The organism is bacterium, assembly GCA_018814885.1.
Taxonomy (GTDB): Bacteria; Krumholzibacteriota; Krumholzibacteriia; order LZORAL124-64-63; family LZORAL124-64-63; genus JAHIYU01.
Genome location: JAHIYU010000143.1, coordinates 1 through 16,339, shown reverse-complemented (window position 1 = coordinate 16,339; position 16,339 = coordinate 1). Strand labels below are relative to the sequence as shown.

The window sequence follows — 16,339 nt, the reverse complement described above, 5'->3', positions numbered from 1 at the left end:
GCCGAGTTCACCCCCGCCGGGACCAGAGTTCCCGCACGCGCTCCAGGTCCTCCGGCGTGTCCACGCCCACCGGCGAGCCCGCAGCCGGCGCGACCTGGATGCGCAGGCCGTGCTCGAGCGCCCGCAGCTGCTCCAGCCCCTCCGCGCGCTCCAGGGCCGTCCTGGGCAGGTTCAGAAACCGCTTCAGGGAGGGGCCGCGGAAGGCGTAGACCCCGACGTGCCGCAAGGCCATGCGCCAGGGTTCGGCCACGCCATCCTGAAGGTCGTGCGGCAGTCCGGCATGCACGCCCGGGATCGCCGCCCGGCTGAACCACAGGGCGTGCCCGTCGCCACCCGCCAGCACCTTCACGACGTTGGGGTCGCGCCACTCGTCCGGACCGGAGAGCGGGTGGGCCAGCGTGGCCATGTCCGCCTCGGGATCGGTCAGCAGGGACCGCACCAGGGCGTCCAGGTCGCTGGGTTCCAGGAGCGGTTCGTCGCCCTGTAGGTCGAGCACGATCTCTGCATGGTGGCGCTCGAGCACCTCGGCGACTCGGTCCGAGCCGGTGGGGTGGTCGCCGGTCATCTCGGCCCGGTGTCCGGCCGACTCGACGGCCTCGACGATGCGCGCGTCGTCGGTGGCCACGATGACCTCGTCGGCGGTCTCCATGCGCGCGGCCAGCTCCGCCACGCGGACCACCAGGGGGCGCCCGCCCAGATCCGCCAGAGCCTTGCCCGGCAGGCGCGTCGATTCGAACCGCGCCGGAATCACCACGAGCACTCCTCTCATGCCCGGCCTCCCCGCCGACACCGGCTGAAAAGGAAACCCATCCCGCCGGCGGGATGGGTTCCGCGATGCCCGGTCCTGTTCGTGTCAGGCTGGCAGGACACTGACCTTCTTCCGCGTGCGGTTGTAGCGGCCGAAGACCACCAGACCGTCGATCTTGGCGTACAGGGTATCGTCGTTGCCGCGGCCCACGTTCTCGCCCGGATGGATCTTGGTGCCGCGCTGGCGCACGATGATGGTGCCCGCGCTGACGGCCTCGCCGCCGAAGCGCTTCACGCCCAGCCTCTGGGCGTTGCTGTCGCGCCCGTTGCGTGAACTGCCGACGCCTTTCTTGTGTGCCATGGCTCGCTCCTCTGCTGGTCCCTGCCGCCCTAGACGGTGATGTTCTTGATGCGAATCTCGGTGAAGGCCTGACGGTGGCTCTTGTTGCGCCGGTAGTTCTGGCGGCGCTTCTTCTTGAAGACGCTGATCTTGCGTCCCATGCCGTGGCGCACGATCTCGGCCGCGACCGAGCAGCCGGCCACGCTGGGCGCACCCACCGACGTCGACTTGCCGTCGTGGTAGAGCAGGACCTCGTCGAGATTCACCGCGTCCCCGATCTCGCCCCGCATCAACGGCACCTGCACGGTGGCGTCTGGCTCGACCCGGAACTGCCTGTTCATGATGTTGACAATGGCGTACATTGCGTTCTCCAGAAAAAACGGTTCGCGGGACAGGACGAACAACGGCGCCCGCCGCTCCCACGTCGTGAATCGCCGGAACAATCGACCCGGCCGCAACCCCATTTCTCGGACAAGCGGATGCGGGCCGGAATCGCCCATAGTAAACACCCTTTGGCGTCATAGTCAAGTCGGGAATCGCCCCACGTCCGTGCCGTCCCGGAGACGGCGGGTTGACAGTGCGGTCGGTCTGGCCTTACATAGGGCTCCGGATATGGCCCTCGAAAACCCGCCCCGGAGGCTTCGCGGATGAATCAGGAGATCAAGCGCGCCATCATCATCGGCTCCGGCCCCGCCGGCTTCACCGCCGCCCTCTATCTCGGCCGCGCCAACATACCCCCGCTGGTCTTCGAGGGCCAGCAGCCCGGCGGACAGCTGACCATCACCTCCGAGGTGGAGAACTACCCCGGCTTCCCCGAGGGCATCGACGGCCCGGCCCTGACCGAGAAGTTCCGCGCGCAGGCGTCGCGTTTCGGCGCCGAGATCCTCGGCAAGACGGTCGACCGCGTCGACCTGTCGGCGCGCCCCTTCAAGGTGTTCGTGGGCGAGGACACCTATCTGGCGCGGAGCCTGATCATCGCCACCGGCTCGTCCGCCCGCTGGCTGGGCCTGCCCGAGGAAAACGACTTCCACGGCAAGGGACTCAGCGCATGCGCGACCTGCGACGGCTTCTTCTTCCGCGATCACGAGATCGCCGTGGTCGGCGGCGGCGACACCGCCATGGAGGAGGCCATCTTCCTGACCAACTTCGCCAAGAAGGTGACGGTCATCCACCGTCGCGACGAGCTGCGCGCCAGCAAGATCATGGGCGAGCGCGCCCTGGCAAATCCCAAGATCGAGTTCGCCTGGAACAAGACCGTCAAGCGGTTGATCGGCGGCGAGAACGGCCTCCTGGAGAAGCTGATCCTGGCCGACACCCAGGGCGGCGAGGACGTGGAACTGCCGGTGACCGGCTGCTTCATCGCCATCGGACACGTCCCCAACACGCAGTTCCTCGACGGCCAGTTCGAGACCGACGCCAACGGCTACCTGATCACCAGGCCCGACGTGACCGCGACCGAGATCGAGGGCGTCTGGGCCTGCGGCGACGTGCAGGACCACGTGTACCGGCAGGCGATCACCGCGGCCGGCACCGGCTGCATGGCGGCGATCGAGTGTGAACGGTGGCTGGGAGAGCATGGGCTGTAACATGCCGGCGATCAACAAGATGCCCGCCCGCCGGGCCGGCACTCCCGGCAAGCCGCAGGACTGATCCCCGGACCGCCGGACCACCGTCTGCCGGGCGACCTCCCGAGCGCGCGGAACCGGCACGATCCCGCCTAATTATGGGGCCACGTGCCCAATCGTTCCCCGAGATGTGCTATAATTATGCGCACATCAACATCTCCAGGGGACGACAATGCGTTACGGCTTCCTAATTATCATGCTGCTGGCGGCCCTTCCGCTCCCCGGGAGCGATGCCCGCGCGCAAGACGGCGACGGCACGAGCAGGGACGATGTCGCGGTCTTCAAGGGACGCGTCGCGCTCCTCGACCCCGGTCATTACAGCCTGGTCGGCTGCGCTGCCGGCGGCTGGTTTTCCTGCGACGACATCACACCCACCGAGCTGGGCGTCTCCGATCTGCAGATGATCGTCTGGGCGACCCGCAACACCACCATCCTGATCTACGGCAAGTGGGCCGACTCCCCCGAGGCCATGAGCTGCTTCCAGGGCGTGGACGCCGTCAAGGTCACCTCCGGCTGCGAGGAGTTGCCCAACGAGCGGTTGGCCTGGGGGGCCATCAAGTCCTGCTATCGTTGAGGACGGACACGCAGACCCCCGTCTGTCGGCTCCACGCGCCGGTCGCCTCACGGCAGGGTCTCTGCTGTTCGTCGGCCAACCCGTCCTCAGTTCCAGGGCTTCTCCTGGATGAGCGTGAGGAATTCCGACCGGGTCTTCGCATCCTCCTTGAAGACACCGAGCATCTCGCTGGTCACCGCGAAGGAGTTCTGGCGCTTGACCCCGCGCATCATCATGCAGAGATGCTGGGCGTGCAGGACCACCGCCACACCGGTGGCGTCCAGGTTGTCCATGAGGCAGTTGGCGATCTGGGCGGTCATCCGCTCCTGCACCTGCAGGCGGCGGGCGAAGGCCTCGACCACGCGCGCGACCTTGGACAGGCCGACGATCTTCGTGCCGGGGATGTAGGCCACGTGGGCCTTGCCGAAGAACGGCAGCATGTGGTGCTCGCACATGCTGTAGAAGTCGATGTCGTTGATCAGGACCATCTCCCGGCCCTCGGCCTCGAAGAGCGCTCCGCGCACCATGGCGTCGGGGTCCTGCCTGTAGCCGGCCGTGATCTCCTGGTAGGCGCGGGCGACGCGTTCGGGGGTCTTGAGCAGGCCCTCGCGCCGGGGATCCTCGCCGATGCTCTCGATGATGCCGCGGATCATCTCTTCCATGCCCGTTCTCCCTTGGGATGTCTCGTCGTGTCTGGACCGCGCCCCACCATAAGAACGGCATCCCTCGCGGTCAAGTGCCCGCGCAGGGCACGTCCCTTGCATGTGAGCGGCATAGCGATGTGGAACCCCAGACCCGACGTTAAGGGTCGGGACCGACAGCCGGACGACGGGCACGTTGGCGAGTCGCAATAACGCTGTCCCCCCCCTGAGTTGACGCGATCGCACCCGGCAGAGGACTCGACCCTTTCGCCTGACCTGTTCCTTTTCTGCTCACCCTGCGGCAACTCGAAGCAAGACAACCGATCTCAAGATCGGGTGTCAGCCGAGTGCATCGTATTCCCGCTTGATTTTCGTCACTCCCGCGCCGTTATTTGAATCTGCCAATTCGATCGGCGACAGATCACATCTTCTTTTGATCGCAGGGTTCCCCAATCCCCGAGGAGCAACCGAGGTGGGCAACAAGATCGTCGCGGCCAGATTGCTGGCCGACAAGACCATGCTCTTTGAGATCGAGGCCGAGCATATTGCCCGCCGCGGCAAGGCAGGCCAGTTCATCATCCTGCGTGTCCATGACGAGGGCGAGCGGATCCCCCTGACCATCGCCAGCCGCGACACGGACCGGGGCACCATCACCATCGTCGCGCAGGAAGTGGGCAAGACGACCCGCCTGCTCAACGCCCTGCAGGTCGGCGACGAGATCCTCGACCTGGCCGGTCCCCTGGGCAAGCCGACGGACATCCCGGACGGCGGCAAGACCGTGCTCTGCGTGGGCGGCGGCATCGGCAACGCGGTGGTCTGGCCCATGGCCACGGCCATGAAGGCCGCGGGCAACAGGGTCATCTCGATCCTGGGCGCGCGCACCCGGGACCTGCTGATCCTCGAAGACGAGGTCCGCGCCGCGAGCGACGAGCTCATCGTCACCACCGACGACGGCAGCTACGGGCGCAAGGGGCTGGTCACCCACGCCATCGAATCGCTGGTCGCCGAAGGCGTCGGGATCGACGAGTGCATCTGCGTCGGCCCGGTGATCATGATGAAGTTCGTCTGCAGGACAACCGAGCCCCACGGCATCAAGACCCTGGCCTCGCTCAATCCGATCATGGTGGACGGCACCGGCATGTGCGGCGCCTGCCGCGTGACCGTGGGCGGCAAGACCCGGTTCGCCTGCGTCGAGGGGCCCGAATTCGACGGCCACCAGACCGACTTCGACGAGCTGATGTCCCGGCTGGCCTACTACAAGGACGAGGAAGCCCTATCCCTGGCGTCGGCCGGCCACGCCTGCAAGCTCGACGCGGCCGCCGCGAAACTCGCCACCGAGACCAACCGCTAGAAAGGGGGTCCGCCATGACGGCACGGCAGAAGCCGACCTACAAGTTCAACAAGTCGAAGACGAAGACCCCCATGCGGGAACAGCCGCCCGAGCAGCGCATCAAGAACTTCGGCGAGGTCCCGCTGGGTTTCAGCTGCGAGGAGGCGACGGCCGAGGGCCGGCGCTGCATCCAGTGCAAGGACTCGCCCTGCGTCGGCGGTTGTCCCGTGGAGGTGGACATCCCCGCCTTCATGAACCTCGTGGGCGAGGGCCTGTATGAGGAGGCCCTGCGCAAGGTCAAGGAGAAGAACTTCCTGCCGGCGATCTGCGGCCGGGTCTGTCCCCAGGAGGACCAGTGCGAGCTGGTCTGCACCCTCAACAAGCCCGACAAGGGCCGCGAGCCCGGCGGCGTCGGCCGGGTCGAACGCTTCCTCGGCGACTACGCCCTCGAGCACGACCTGAACGTCCTGCCCTCGAAGGACGCGGACACGGGCAAGAAGGTGGCGATCATCGGCTCGGGGCCCGCCGGGCTGACCGCCGCCAGCGACCTGATCCAGAGGGGTCACGACGTCACCGTCTTCGAGGCGCTGCACAAGCCCGGCGGCGTGCTCTTCTACGGCATCCCCGAGTTCCGCCTGCCCAAGAAGATCCTGATCAGGGAGATCGACGGGCTCAAGGACATGGGCGTCAAGTTCGTGATGAACTATCCGGTGGGCAAGGCCGAGTCGCTGAACTCGATCCGCGAGCGCTTCGACGCGGTGTTCATCGGCACGGGCGCCGGCCTGCCCTGGTTCATGGGCATTCCCGGCGAGAACCTCAACGGCGTCTACAGCGCCAACGAGTTCCTGACGCGCGTCAACCTGATGGGCGGCTACCAGTTCCCCGAGAAGTCCGACACGCCCATCAAGAAGATCAGGCGCATCGCCGTGATCGGCGGCGGCAACGTGGCCATGGACGCGGCCCGCACCTCGAAGCGCCTCGACCCCGAGCACGTCTACCTCATCTACCGGCGGACCAAGGCCGAGCTGCCCGCCCGCATCGAGGAGTCGCACCACGCCGAGCAGGAGTACATAGACTTCCAGCTGCTGCACGCGCCGGTGGAGATCATCGGCCACAACGGGGCCGTGAAGGCCATCAAGTGCCAGCAGATGGAGCTGGGCGAGCCGGACGACAGCGGCCGGCGGCGCCCGGTGCCCATCGAGGACGCCTACCAGACGTGGGCGGTCGACACGGTGGTCGTGGCCATCGGCCAGGGGCCGAATCCCGTCCTGACGGCGGACTGCCCCGAGCTCGAGCTCAACGCGCGCCGCGGCACGATCGTCGTCAGGGAAGAGCGGACCATGCAGACCAACCTGGACAACGTTTGGGCCGGCGGCGACATCGTCACCGGCGGCGCCACGGTGATCCTGGCCATGGGGGCGGGCAGGAAAGCCGCGAATGCCATCCACGCTCACCTGATGGAGGGGAGCGGGGTGCCGGCACAATAGGGCCGGTGGAACACTCACCCCCTGAGTTCGGGGAGACGCGGGGCGGCACCTCCTGTGCCGCCCCGCTTCGCTTCCGGCCCCTCCCGCCATCCGTGGCTCCGGGGCCTCCAGAGACTCCCCGAACTCAGGGGGTGAGCGTTTCACCTGCATCGTCCCGGCACTCCCCCTCTCCTCATCGAGTGTGGATGGGATCGCGGTTCCTGCCGGGGAGCCCGGTCGGGGTGAGTGCAGGGGTGTCTCCCAGGGGGACGGCGAGCGGGCGCTCCCGGCCTCCTGGGAGACACCCCTGCACTCACCCCGACCGCTGTTCGAGGAGGGAGCGCGCGATCTCTTCCACCACTCGAGGATAGAGCGCGCACTCGGCTGTGAAGACCCGTGCGGCCAGCGTGTCGGGCGTGTCGCCCGGCAGGACCGGCACGCGCTGCTGGGCGACGATCTCCCCCGCGTCATAGACGTCGTTGACGTGGTGGACGGTGCACCCGCTCTCGGTCTCGCCCGCCGCCAGGACCGCCTCGTGAACATGGCGGCCGTAAAGACCCTTGCCGCCGTGGCGGGGCAGCAGGGCCGGGTGGATGTTCAGGATGGGACCGTCGAACCAGCCGGGGCGCTGGTAGTAGCAGAGGTAGCCCGCGAGCAGGATCAGGCCGGGACCGCGGGGCGCCAGCCATTCGTTGATGGCCGCGTTGTGGGCGGCGATGTCCGGGTGGTCCTTGCGGCGGAACACGCCGACGGGACAGCCCGCCCGACGGGCGATGTCCACGCCCCTCGCATCGTCGCGGCTGGAGACGACGGCCACGATGTCCGCGGGAAGTCGTCCGGCATCGCGCTCACGCAGGAAGTTCTCCAGGGTGCGGCCGCTGCCGGAAAGCAGGACCGCCACGGGCAGCCTTCGTTCACCGCTCACGAGATATGTCCCTCCCTCATCTCTTCGCGCAACGCGTCCAGCACCTTGCGGTGGGACGAGAAGGCGATGGGACCCGGCAGGTCGTCCAGCGTGAAGAAACCCACTTCCTGCGCGTCGTCCCCCGCCCGCAGTTCGCCTGCCAGCTCCCTGGCCCGGTAGACGATCAGGATCACCGAACGATCTGGCGGCAGTATCCCGTGATGGACGGCGAAGAGCTCCTCGATCTCCACCTCGAGCCCGGTCTCCTCGACGGCTTCGCGGCGGGCGGCGGCGGCGGCTGGTTCGTCGTACTCCAGAAATCCCGCCGGCAGGGTCCACAGGCCCTCCCGCGGCGCGTAGCGCCGGCGCGTCAGCAGGATCCGCTCGCCGCGCCGCACGATGACCGCCGCCGCGGGCGCCGGGTTGAGGTACTGGACGAAACCGCAGGCTGCGCACCAGGGGCGGACGGCGCCGCCCTCCTCGCGACGCGCCAGGGCCGCCCGGCAGATCGGGCAGTAGGGATAGGCGTGGCGCCGTGGGTCCATCATCGCCTTCCCCGGGCCGTGAGGGCCATCGCGACGGCAGACCAGGCCGACAGGAAGATCAGCAGCGGCCAGGCGCCATGTCGCAGATAGCGCGTGCCGCGCCGGCCCGGCGAGACGTCGTCGATCACCAGGGCGCGTTCACCCAGCCCCGCTCTGCGCCGCACCACGCCCCCGTCGTCGGTGATGTAGCTGATACCGTTGTTGGCGCAACGGACCAGCGGCACGCCGCACTCGACGGCGCGCATGCGGGCCATCTCGGCGTGCTGCACCGGACCGGCGGTGCGTCCGAACCAGCCGTCGTTGGTGATATTGACCAGCACGCCGGCGCCCGCACGAACGGCGTGCCGGGCCAGAGACGGGAAAATGGACTCGTAGCAGATCAGGCCCCCCAGGCGCAGGGCGCGACCGTCGGCCAGCAGGACGTCCATGGGCGCCGGCGGCGCGCCCGGCTCCCACTCCGCCTGCCCCAGGTCGACATTGCCCAGCCAGGGCATCACGCTCTGGAAGGGCATGCGCTCGCCGAAGGGCAGCAGGTGATGCTTGGCGTAGCGGTCGCACAATCTGCCCCCGGGATCGAAGAGTCCCGAGGCGTTGGTGCGGAGCTGGCGCCCGTCGGCGTCCAGGTTGGCGTCGGGGAAGCCGGTGTAGAGATAGACATCGTTGGTGTCGGCCACCGCGCGTACCCAGCTCAGCAGGTGCCGTTCGTACATCAGGTAGGCGGGCACGGCCGTCTCCGCCCAGACCAGCAGCTCGACGCCTTCGCGGGCCGCTGCCGCGCTCATGGCCGTATAGGGGACCGTGGTCGAGTCGATGCGTCCCTGGGTCCACTTGTCGCGCAGGGCGACGTCGGCCTGTACGGCGGCAACCCGGACGGTACCGGCGGCGGTGTCCGCGTCGCCTCTCCCGCTCAGGAGCGCCAGCGAGCCCCAAGCCACGAGACAGGCCAGGGACAAGGCCGCGGCCGTCGTCGCGGCCCGGCCGTCGCGTCCGGCGCCCCGGCCGACCGACAGATCGGGCAGCGAGACCAGCAGGGCCGCGGTGATGGCCGCTCCGGCGCCCAGCGCCAGTTCACCCCCGGCCGCCGCCAGCGGATACAGCGGCGTCTGCAGGAACGCCATGCCCGACAGGCACCAGGGAAAGCCGAGCTCCCCGGCGGTACGCAGCGCCTCGACCGCCGTCCACAGGACAGGCGCCGTCATCAGCGCGGCGGACCGACCGTAGAGGCGGGCCATGCGTCCGATCAACCAGCCCAGCAGCAGGTAGAAGAGCGAGGCGTAGAGGATCGCGGCCGAAGCGGCGACGGGCACCAGCACCCTGGAGGCAATGGGCGCCTCCGGTCCCAGCAGGAACAGCCAGTGCAGCAGCGTCGCCTGGTGCGCCAGGCCGAAGAGCCAGCCGACGAGAGCAGGACGCGGCGTGTCGCGCAGGACCGCGAAGAGAAGGGTCAGGGACGGTACGATCAGCCAGCCCGTGCCGCGCAACGGCGGCATGGCGACCGTCGCCATGACACCCGCGCAGACGGTCGCGAGGGCTGCCAGCCGGGGCGGGAGCGACGCTTCGCCGGCATTCCGGGCGGGTGTACCCTGTCGCAACATGGGTGGATCATAGCCGCTCACCTGGCCGCTTGCAACAGGTCGCGCATGCCATAGCGGCGGATCTTCTTGTAGAGCCCCTGGCGCGACAGGCCCAGCCGTTTCGCGGCCACGGATTTCAGGCCGCCACTGGCACCGATGGCCTTGCGGATCAGAAAACGTTCCAGCAGCTCGGTGGCCTCCTCCATGGGGCGCAGGGTTGCCAGGTCCGCCGGGTCCACCGAGCGGCCCGCCGCCCGCTGCACGGCGACCGAGAGCTGATCCAGCGCCATGACGGATTCCCCGGGGGATAGCGCCAGCCAGCGCAGCACCTCGTTCTCCAGTTCGCGCACGTTGCCCGGCCAACGGTAGGCCTGCAGGGCGGCCAGGGCCGTCTCGGTCACCTCGACGCTCTCTGGCGCGCGGCCCCGCCGCACGAGCATGTGGGCCAGCAGATGGGTCAGATCCTCGGGGCGCAGCCGCAAGGGGGGAATCGTGATCTGGACCACCTTCAGCCGGTAGTACAGGTCCAGGCGGAAGCGACCGGCGGCGATCTCGGCCTCGAGATCCTTGTGCGAGGCCGCCACGAAGCGTACGTCGACCGACCGGCTGCGCAGTTCCCCGATGCGTCTGAGCCGCTTCTCCTGCATCACGCGCAAGAGCTTGATCTGCAGGGACGCGGGCATGTCCCCGATCTCGTCCAGGAAGAAGGTGCCGCCATCCGCTGCTTCGAGCAGACCGATCTTCTCCTTGCCGGCGCCGGTGAAGGCGCCCGCCTTGTGCCCGAAGAGCTCTCTCTCGAAGAGGGTCTCCGGCAGGGCGGCGCAGTTGACGCCGATGAAACGACGGTCGCGCCGCGGTCCCAGACGGTGGACGGCCCGCGCGAGCACCTCCTTGCCCGTGCCGCTCTCACCGTGCAACAGGACGTTGACCTGGCTGCCCGCCACCGAGACGACCTCCCGGCAGCAGTCGGTCATCTCGCGGGAGACCCCGACGACGCCCGGCACGCCGTCCACGAAGACGGGCTGCGGCAGGGATACCGTGGGTGGACCGCTTTTCGCGACATCGGAAGCGCCGCTGGCCGGACGGAACTCGAGGGGAAAGAGGCTGGCCTGTCCGGGATCCGACGGCAAACCGGCGCCACAAGCGAGCGCCGGCTGCAGGCTGTCCAGCAGGGGTGCGAGCTTGCGGGCGAAGGCGCGCACCCAGAAGGTTACGGACCCGGTCCAGGGCTCTCCTTCGGCGCAGAGCGCGGCCACCGCGCCGGCATGGTCGCCCGCAGCCGAGACCGGTTCCACGAGAAGACGCCACGCGTCCCGGTCCGCCCCGTTCTGCAACCGGCGCTCGCAGGGATCCTGGTCCATGGCGGCGCGCCAGAGAGCGCCCAGCGGGGGACGGTCGAGGTTCGCCGGCAAGCCGTTCCCGGCGCACCAGGAGCGATCCAGAAGGATCCGCAGCGACGAGATCCCGGCCTCTCCTGTGCGGGTGCGCACGACCCAGAGTCGGCTACAGCCCCCTCCGCAGGGGAAACTCCGCAGTTCATGATCCCAGAAAGCCTCGCAGTCGCGCATGGCTGAACCTCCCAGACCGAATCCGGACATGCAGGAGGAACGCCCCACGTGCCGTTATCCACACATATTTCGTATCTTCATGTATTTTCAGGCTTATGCGAGATCCACTTCATGCGCTAATTCAAGGCCTTTGCGGTCGAACGACAACCGCCGGGCTGCGCCGGTGTCCCAAGGAGGAAGCGGCCCGGGCTAGCGCCGCGGACCGCAAATATTTCGGGACCTGTCACCGGAACGGCACGCCGGCCGGGGTGGGTTACAACGCGACGACGACCTTGGCATCTCCGGCGACGACCTCGCCGATGGGGAGCGCGCCCAGGCGCCCGAGCGGCCGCCGGTCGACGTCCGCCGGCAGGAAGACCACCATGCCCATGCCCATGTTGAAGACGCGGTACATCTCGTCGGCGGGTATCTCCCCCTTCTCCTGCAGGTAGCGGAACAGGGGCGGGACAGGCCACGACGTGGTGTCCACGCGCGCGCACAGGCCGTCCGGCACGATGCGGGGAATGTTGTCCGTGAAACCGCCGCCGGTGATGTGGGCCAGGCCATGGACCCGCCCGCGGCCCAGTTCGCGCCACAGCGCGCGCACCTCGGGCAGGTAGCTGCGGTGGATGGCCAGCAGGGCATCCGCCACCGTCTCGCCGCCGAGTTCCGCAGGCCTGTCTTCGACCGCGCAGCCCGCCACCTCGAAAAAGACGCGCCGGGCCAGGGAGTAGCCGTTGGTGTGCAGTCCCGTGCTCGGCAAGCCCCAGAGCCGGTCCCCTGCGGCGATGGCGGAGCCGTCGATCACATGCCGCTCCTCCACCCGGCCCACGATGCAGCCGGCCAGGTCGAAGTCATCGTCGCCGTAGACGCCGGGCATCTCGGCGGTCTCGCCGCCGAGCAGGGCGCAGCCGTTCTCCCGGCAGGCCCGGGCGAATCCCGTCAAGACCTGCTCGAGCACGTCGCCGCGCAGCTTGCCGGTGGCGAAATAGTCGAGGAAGAACAACGGCTCTGCGCCCTGGACCAGGATGTCGTTCACGCAGTGGTTGACCAGATCCTGTCCCACGGTGTCGTAGCGGCCGGCCAGAGCCGCGATCTTGACCTTGGTGCCCACGCCGTCGACGCTGGCGGCCAGCAGGGGTTCGCCGGGTGCGGGACGGTAGAGACCGCCGAAGGCGCCCAGGTCGCTGCGCACGCGTTCGTCCCACGTGGAACGCACGGCTTCCCGGGCGCGCGCGAGAGCCTTCTGGGCGGCGTCGATATCCACGCCGCTATCCGCGTATTTCATGGACTTCCGTTTCGGTGGCGGTGTGGACCTTGGCCGGGACGGGATGAGCCACCTGCTGGATCTGCCGGATCACCTTCTCCACGTCGGAATCGGGGATGATGTCGAATTCCCCGCGGTCGTAGAGGCTGATGACCGTGTCGACGACGTCGGCGTGGAACTGGGAACCGCGGTACTTGCGCAGTTCGTTCAGCGCCCTGTCCAGAGGTAGCGCCTGGCGGTAGGAACGGTCGCTGGTCATGGCATCGAAGGCGTCGCAGACGTTGAGGATGTTGGCGCCGAGACTTATCTCCTCGCCGCGCAGGCCGTCGGGATAGCCCTTGCCGTCCGGTCGCTCGTGGTGGTGGCGCACCAGGTCCACCGTCTTCGGCAGGAACTTGATCTGCTCCACGATGCGCGCGCCGATGGCCGGGTGTTCCGCCAGGGTTGCGAATTCCTCGTCGGTCAGCCGTCCCGGCTTGCAGATGATGTCGTTGGTGATGGCGATCTTGCCTATGTCGTGCAGCAGTCCGCCGTACTCCAGCAGTTCCAGGTCGGGCGGCGACATGGCCATGGCCCTTCCGATCGTGATGGCGTACTGAGAGACCCGGTAGCTGTGGCCGTGAGTGTAGGGCTCGTCGGCCTCGAGGGTCGTCGCCAGCACGGCGATCGACGCCATGTGTGCTTCCTTCTGCTGCTTGTGCGCGCGGCTCATGGCGAAGACGACCCAGATGATCGGCAGGTAGATCAGGAGCGTCCAGGGTCCGGCCTGCCGGTAGAGCAGGATGACGATGGCGGTGAACGGCAGCTCCATCAGGCCGGCGACCGCACCCCAGCGGATGTCGCGGTGCCATACCTCGCGGAAGGGGATCTGCCGGTCGAGGCTCATGATCCCGGTCACGATGGTGCTGTTGACCAGCGAGTAGGCCAGCAGCGTGACCATCAGGGGCATCAGGAACAGGGCGTTGCCGAATTCACCGCTGAAGGGCAGGGCGTGATAGGTGAGTCCGGCCAGGCCGGCGGCGATGGCCAGCATGGACATGTTGAAGAACATCTTGCGGGGCGGCGTCGAGCGCAGCACCAGGCCGCGGACGAGCGTGGAGCAGGCATCCATGACCACCGCGACCAGCGGTCCGAAGAGCACGAGCATGGACAAAGCGAGGGTGCGCGAGGACAGGATCTTGCCGCCGCCGCGCATCTGGGCCTCGGACATCTTGGTGTCCGCCACCAGGAGCACCAGGAAATAGAAGGCCCAGCCGAGCCATTCCGCCCGCGCCGGACGCTGCGTGAGGACGAGATAAGTGAGCAGACCCAGACCCACCGCGAGGACCGCGTAGTAGTACAGGGAGAAGACCCTGCGGTCTCTGAGTGGGCGGGGTGTTGCCAACGACGTTCCCTCGTTCGAACTGCCTCGGCGGGTTGCGCGAGCGCGCCCGCGTGCGAATCGCCAGAGCGGAACCGGCCCCTCGTACCGTGCCGTTTCCTCATGATACTTGTTTCGGCAGATGATGCTAGGCGCTTGAGGGGTCATGCAGGACCGGCACCGGCGTGAGCATGGTTGTTACCACTCCCACCTATAGAACAGACCTAAGATGAAGTCGAGCATGATGTCACCTCCGTTCCGGTGAACGTACTCGGTTGCAGCACCAAGATGACTCGCTCCGCTCGGTCTTTCGGATCCGTTCCGCTCCGCTCGGTTGAAAGGGCGGCGCCGGTCCTGCAATGTCAGTTACGCGGTCCCGTGGGCTCCTCCTTGAAATTGAACAGGGTCAGGCGCCGGTTGAGGGCGTCCAGAACGGCATAGACACTCGACTCCCGGGCATTGAATCGCCGGGAGCAACACCCGTAGAATCGCTCGCTCCGGCGGCCCTCGACCAGATCGACGGCCGCCACGGTCAGACGCTCGCCCGCGATCTCCGCGACGCGCAGGTCGGCGAGACTCAGGGTGACCGGCTCGTCCACGAGATCCTGGAGAGCGCGCACCGTGGCCCGGGCCAGGAGCTGCGAATCCATGCCGGGATGATTGGGGCCTTCCTCCTCGCGCCGCGCCTCGGCTCCCCCGCGGGCGAGGGCGACGACGGCGCGCAGCATCGGCCCCCGGCTCTCCAGGGAGACGCCGGCGCATTCCACGCGCGCCTGCGGGGCTTCCTCCACGAGCACGGCCGGGTGTGGCAACGTCTTGATCCCCGCGGCTGCCGCGACAGGCTGGTGCGGAGTCCCCGGGTGCGTCTGGGCGCGAGCGGCGGGCGGTCCGGACGCGTCGACACGGGCGGGCGCGGCCGGACGCTCCTGCGGCGAGGGCTGGTCCTGATCGAGGATCTGCACCACGCCTATCTTCTTGTAGTAGACGTCGAGATTCAGACGGGCCTTCAACAGACCCTCGACGTCCCGCACGATGTGACGGGGGTCGCGCGAGGAGTACGACACGACGTGTACGCCGGTCACCTCCCCCTCGTCGTCGAGATCTATCCGGCACTGGCGAACGCCCTGGATCTGGCAGATCCAGCGTTCGGCGTCACGCACCCACCCGCGATCGTCGTGCTGCTCTTCCAAGGTGAGCCCCCGATCTCCTCCATGAGGCCATGTTCATGCGTGGTCCATCGTGCGGGATTCTAGCAGAGAGACCGAGACGCGTACAACATATGATCGTACCTGAGCGCAAAAAAAGAAATCAATCCGGAGTCAAGGCGTCATCATCTCGCGCAAGCGCGCCACGCGAGCCTCGATATCGGCGTCCGTCAGGTTACAGAGGCATTCGACGCTGAAGGCCTGTGGACAGAAACTGGCCATCGCCGTGCCGCTCAGCATGGCCTGACGGAAAACGCTTTCACCGCTGAGGCGGTCCGCGCCGGCGGCCGCCAGATGGCCCACGAAACCGCCCGCGAAGGTGTCCCCGGCGCCGGTCGGATCTACGACTTCGGGCAGCAGCACCGCGGGTACCGCCAGCATCGAATCCGGTCCGAAATAGAGCGCGCCGTGCTCGCCCTTCTTGATCACGACGCGGCCGGGGCCCATCTCGCGAATCGCCGCCGCCGCCTCGGCCAGCCCGGCCCTCCCCGAGAGCATGCGCGCTTCGCCGTCGTTGAGCAGCAGCACGTCGACCCTGCGCAGTACCGCCGACAGCTCGTCGCGGGTCGTTTCGATCCACAGGTTCATCGTGTCCAGCACCACCAGGCGCGGGGCGACCAGGCTGTCGCAGACCACACCCTGCAGGGCCGGGTGTATGTTGGCCAGGAAGAGGTAGGGCGTCGTCTCCCAGCCCCGGGGCAGGACGGGTTGGAAATCCTGGAAGACGCCCAGCTCGGTCGACAGCGTGTCCCGCTCGATCATGTCGTCGTGGTAACGTCCCGACCAGTGGAAGGTGTCGCCGGACGCGCGCGTCACGCCCGTGACGTCAACGCCGCGGGACGAGAGCAGGTCCAGGTCCTCGTGTCTGAAGTCGTCGCCCACCACGCCCACCGCGCGCACAGGCACGAAATGCGACGCCGCCAGCGAGAAGAAGCTGGCGCTGCCGCCGAGTTGACGCTCCCGCGTTTCGTGGGGTGTCTCCACCGTATCGTATGCGACCGAGCCCACGACCAGGATCGACATGTCAGTCCTTCTCTCCCATGTGTTCCGGCGCGTCGATGCCGATCAGGTCCAGCACGTTGCGCAGCACCTTGCGCGTGACCAGGCACAGGTGGAGCCGCGCTTCTGTCATGTCCCGCTCCTCGCCGAGGATCACGCAGTTGTGGTAGAACTGGTGGAACAGGCCGGAGACCTCGTGGGCGTAGGACGTGAGCCGATGGGGTTCCCGGCTCTCG

17 protein-coding genes are annotated in these 16,339 nt (G+C 67.9%); 4 read left to right on the top strand and 13 right to left on the bottom strand.

What is annotated here, in order from left to right; translation table 11 throughout:
- Positions 1-7 precede the first annotated feature (7 nt).
- The 3 genes from kdsB to rplU all read right to left on the bottom strand — a co-directional run bounded on the left by kdsB (position 8) and on the right by rplU (position 1,449).
- A complete protein-coding gene (kdsB, locus tag KJ554_10560) occupies positions 8-769 on the bottom strand; it encodes a 3-deoxy-manno-octulosonate cytidylyltransferase (protein ID MBU0742776.1) in 762 nt (253 codons plus the stop codon).
- An 84-nt stretch (positions 770-853) separates the two neighbouring features.
- The gene (gene rpmA, locus KJ554_10555) at positions 854-1,108 is read right to left on the bottom strand and encodes a 50S ribosomal protein L27 (protein ID MBU0742775.1); all 255 of its coding nucleotides are present in this window, start codon (positions 1,106-1,108) and stop codon (positions 854-856) included.
- Between the two features lie 29 nt (positions 1,109-1,137).
- A complete protein-coding gene (gene rplU, locus KJ554_10550) occupies positions 1,138-1,449 on the bottom strand; it encodes a 50S ribosomal protein L21 (GenBank protein MBU0742774.1) in 312 nt (103 codons plus the stop codon).
- Positions 1,450-1,734: 285 nt separating this feature from the next.
- Here rplU and trxB point away from each other — a divergent pair, with 285 nt between their 5' ends.
- Positions 1,735-2,673 carry a thioredoxin-disulfide reductase gene (trxB, locus tag KJ554_10545; protein MBU0742773.1) on the top strand — a complete coding sequence of 313 codons (939 nt, stop codon included), beginning with the start codon at positions 1,735-1,737 and terminating at the stop codon, positions 2,671-2,673.
- 211 nt (positions 2,674-2,884) lie between these two features.
- Positions 2,885-3,286, top strand: coding sequence for a hypothetical protein (locus tag KJ554_10540; protein ID MBU0742772.1), 402 nt, complete (start codon positions 2,885-2,887; stop codon positions 3,284-3,286).
- 86 nt (positions 3,287-3,372) lie between these two features.
- On the opposite strand, the gene folE is transcribed toward KJ554_10540, so the two are convergent.
- Positions 3,373-3,927: a GTP cyclohydrolase I FolE gene (folE, locus tag KJ554_10535; protein ID MBU0742771.1), complete on the bottom strand. Its 555-nt coding sequence runs from the start codon at positions 3,925-3,927 to the stop codon at positions 3,373-3,375.
- 496 nt (positions 3,928-4,423) lie between these two features.
- On the opposite strand from folE, the gene KJ554_10530 reads away from it, so the two are divergent.
- Both KJ554_10530 and gltA read left to right on the top strand, forming a co-directional pair.
- A complete protein-coding gene (locus tag KJ554_10530) occupies positions 4,424-5,257 on the top strand; it encodes a sulfide/dihydroorotate dehydrogenase-like FAD/NAD-binding protein (GenBank protein MBU0742770.1) in 834 nt (277 codons plus the stop codon).
- A gap of 14 nt (positions 5,258-5,271) precedes the next feature.
- Complete coding sequence (gene gltA, locus KJ554_10525) at positions 5,272-6,723, top strand: NADPH-dependent glutamate synthase (protein MBU0742769.1); 1,452 nt, start codon at positions 5,272-5,274, stop codon at positions 6,721-6,723.
- 292 nt (positions 6,724-7,015) lie between these two features.
- On the opposite strand, the gene KJ554_10520 is transcribed toward gltA, so the two are convergent.
- From KJ554_10520 to argS, 9 genes are all read right to left on the bottom strand, one after another.
- Positions 7,016-7,609 (bottom strand): phosphoribosylglycinamide formyltransferase, encoded by a 594-nt coding sequence (locus tag KJ554_10520; protein ID MBU0742768.1) that lies wholly within the window; start codon positions 7,607-7,609, stop codon positions 7,016-7,018.
- A gap of 14 nt (positions 7,610-7,623) precedes the next feature.
- The gene (locus KJ554_10515) at positions 7,624-8,151 is read right to left on the bottom strand and encodes an NUDIX domain-containing protein (GenBank protein MBU0742767.1); all 528 of its coding nucleotides are present in this window, start codon (positions 8,149-8,151) and stop codon (positions 7,624-7,626) included.
- Entirely contained in the window at positions 8,151-9,746 is a 1,596-nt protein-coding gene (gene lnt / locus KJ554_10510) for an apolipoprotein N-acyltransferase (protein ID MBU0742766.1), read from the bottom strand. Before lnt ends, KJ554_10515 begins: the two co-directional genes overlap by 1 nt.
- Positions 9,747-9,763: 17 nt before the next feature.
- Complete coding sequence (locus KJ554_10505) at positions 9,764-11,293, bottom strand: sigma 54-interacting transcriptional regulator (protein ID MBU0742765.1); 1,530 nt, start codon at positions 11,291-11,293, stop codon at positions 9,764-9,766.
- Between the two features lie 253 nt (positions 11,294-11,546).
- On the bottom strand, positions 11,547-12,560 hold the full coding sequence (purM, locus tag KJ554_10500) for a phosphoribosylformylglycinamidine cyclo-ligase (GenBank protein MBU0742764.1): 1,014 nt from the start codon (positions 12,558-12,560) through the stop codon (positions 11,547-11,549).
- On the bottom strand, positions 12,544-13,923 hold the full coding sequence (locus tag KJ554_10495) for an HD-GYP domain-containing protein (protein ID MBU0742763.1): 1,380 nt from the start codon (positions 13,921-13,923) through the stop codon (positions 12,544-12,546). The genes purM and KJ554_10495 overlap by 17 nt, the downstream gene beginning before the upstream one ends.
- 338 nt (positions 13,924-14,261) lie before the next feature.
- Entirely contained in the window at positions 14,262-15,089 is an 828-nt protein-coding gene (locus KJ554_10490) for a hypothetical protein (GenBank protein MBU0742762.1), read from the bottom strand.
- A 129-nt stretch (positions 15,090-15,218) separates the two neighbouring features.
- Positions 15,219-16,127: a sugar kinase gene (locus KJ554_10485; protein ID MBU0742761.1), complete on the bottom strand. Its 909-nt coding sequence runs from the start codon at positions 16,125-16,127 to the stop codon at positions 15,219-15,221.
- 1 nt (position 16,128) lies between these two features.
- A partial coding sequence (gene argS / locus KJ554_10480) for an arginine--tRNA ligase (GenBank protein ID MBU0742760.1) occupies positions 16,129-16,339 on the bottom strand: 211 nt, incomplete at its 5' end.

Bases quoted from the DNA above. Each gene is read 5' to 3' on its own strand.
- kdsB (MBU0742776.1), bottom strand. From the start codon at position 769: ATGAGAGGAGTGCTCGTGGTGATTCCGGCGCGGTTCGAATCGACGCGC.
- rpmA (MBU0742775.1), bottom strand. From the start codon at position 1,108: ATGGCACACAAGAAAGGCGTCGGCAGTTCACGCAACGGGCGCGACAGC.
- rplU (MBU0742774.1), bottom strand. From the start codon at position 1,449: ATGTACGCCATTGTCAACATCATGAACAGGCAGTTCCGGGTCGAGCCA.
- trxB (MBU0742773.1), top strand. From the start codon at position 1,735: ATGAATCAGGAGATCAAGCGCGCCATCATCATCGGCTCCGGCCCCGCC.
- KJ554_10540 (MBU0742772.1), top strand. From the start codon at position 2,885: ATGCGTTACGGCTTCCTAATTATCATGCTGCTGGCGGCCCTTCCGCTC.
- folE (MBU0742771.1), bottom strand. From the start codon at position 3,927: ATGGAAGAGATGATCCGCGGCATCATCGAGAGCATCGGCGAGGATCCC.
- KJ554_10530 (MBU0742770.1), top strand. From the start codon at position 4,424: ATGCTCTTTGAGATCGAGGCCGAGCATATTGCCCGCCGCGGCAAGGCA.
- gltA (MBU0742769.1), top strand. From the start codon at position 5,272: ATGACGGCACGGCAGAAGCCGACCTACAAGTTCAACAAGTCGAAGACG.
- KJ554_10515 (MBU0742767.1), bottom strand. From the start codon at position 8,151: ATGGACCCACGGCGCCACGCCTATCCCTACTGCCCGATCTGCCGGGCG.
- lnt (MBU0742766.1), bottom strand. From the start codon at position 9,746: ATGTTGCGACAGGGTACACCCGCCCGGAATGCCGGCGAAGCGTCGCTC.
- KJ554_10505 (MBU0742765.1), bottom strand. From the start codon at position 11,293: ATGCGCGACTGCGAGGCTTTCTGGGATCATGAACTGCGGAGTTTCCCC.
- purM (MBU0742764.1), bottom strand. From the start codon at position 12,560: ATGAAATACGCGGATAGCGGCGTGGATATCGACGCCGCCCAGAAGGCT.
- KJ554_10485 (MBU0742761.1), bottom strand. From the start codon at position 16,127: ATGTCGATCCTGGTCGTGGGCTCGGTCGCATACGATACGGTGGAGACA.